Raw genomic sequence first — 1297 nt, 5'->3', positions numbered from 1 at the left:
TGTGCAGACCGGGGACATGGCTGACACATGTGCGAGGACATGGTTGACACATTCTAGGACGGAGTAGATGAGGCTTGAGCGCCTTCTGGGGCGCTCAAGTCGATTTCTCCGATCCGAATAGGTCCAAACCAGATGGCATAAACGCCATCGTGTTGTGTTTCACGTAGCGCGATGCGCTGTCCTATGAACGCCTTGCCGATCTTCACTCGCCGGTGTCCGATCATGATCCGCGCCGAGCTGTCTACCTTATAGACCCGATCCTGCGGCAGGTACTGCGGCTCAGGCAGGTCTTCCGGGAACGGTACGGGACTGAGCTGATAGCGAGTGGCCGGCACGGCCATGCCCAGCGCCTCATGCGGGCGCTCATGGTTGTAGAGGGTCCGATACCGGTCAAACGCCCGCTGCGCCTCGGTGTTGTCCGCGAAGCGCCGGTACTGCAGCAGTTCGGACTTGAGCGTCAAATGGAATCGCTCGTCCTTGCCCTGGGTCTGCGGGTGATAGGGGCGTGAGTGGCTGACCCGGATGCCAAGCCTGAGCAGCCAGACCGTCAGCCGTGTATATCCCAGACCATCCTCATCGCCACCCCATGGCGGTCCATTGTCCATCGTCATGCGCCGCGGCAGGCCATAGTGACGGAAGACCGCCGTCAGGCACTGCTGGACAGTCGTACGACGCTCGTCGTCGCAGGCGTCCAGGCACAGGACGTAGCGCGAATGGTCGTCGAGCAGCGTCAGCGGATGACACAGACCGTGCTCGTTGCGCACATAGCCCTTGAAGTCCATCTGCAGCAGCTCATTGGGGCCGGCATGCTCGAAGCGTTGCCAGGCCTTGTGCTGGCCTGCGGAGGACTCCGCGATCAATCCGTGGCGATGAAGGATCGAGGTGACCGTGCTGGGGGCTGGCGTATCGGCCAAGCCCAGGTCGGCCAGACGCCGGCTGATCTTGCGCCCACCCCACGCGGGATGCTGCTCGCGCAGTTGAACCACCCGCTTCTCAATCTCGGCAGGCGTGCGCGATGGCGTCTGCTGCGGCCGCCTGGATCGATCCTGCAGCCCCTCGGCGCCTTCCTGCGCATGCCGGGCCAGCCATTTATAGGCTGTCTGGGGGCTGATGTGAAAGCGCCGGCACAACTCCCGGCGATTGCAGTCAGGCTGCGTAGCGAATGCAATGAACTCCAGACGCAGGCTCATGGTGTCTCGTGTGTTCCAAGGCATGGTTTGAACCTCCGGACGGCGAACCGTCCGGAAGTGTCAACCATGTCCTCGCACACCTGTCACCTATGTGTCCGGTCTGAACA

1 protein-coding gene is annotated in these 1297 nt (G+C 62.2%); it reads right to left on the bottom strand.

The window, feature by feature from the left end; translation table 11 throughout:
• Window positions 1-53: 53 nt before the first annotated feature.
• The gene (locus B552_RS0126510; RefSeq protein ID WP_026036077.1) at window positions 54-1214 is read right to left on the bottom strand and encodes an IS481 family transposase; all 1161 of its coding nucleotides are present in this window, start codon (window positions 1212-1214) and stop codon (window positions 54-56) included.
• Window positions 1215-1297 lie beyond the last annotated feature (83 nt).

The sequence above is a fragment of the Cupriavidus sp. BIS7 genome (assembly GCF_000292345.1).
In the GTDB taxonomy this organism is placed as follows: Bacteria; Pseudomonadota; Gammaproteobacteria; order Burkholderiales; family Burkholderiaceae; genus Cupriavidus.
The sequence above is the reverse complement of the archived record's forward strand: the minus strand, read 5'-3'. Positions and strand labels throughout refer to the sequence as shown.

Bases quoted from the DNA above. Each gene is read 5' to 3' on its own strand.
- B552_RS0126510 (WP_026036077.1), bottom strand. From the start codon at position 1,214: ATGCCTTGGAACACACGAGACACCATGAGCCTGCGTCTGGAGTTCATT.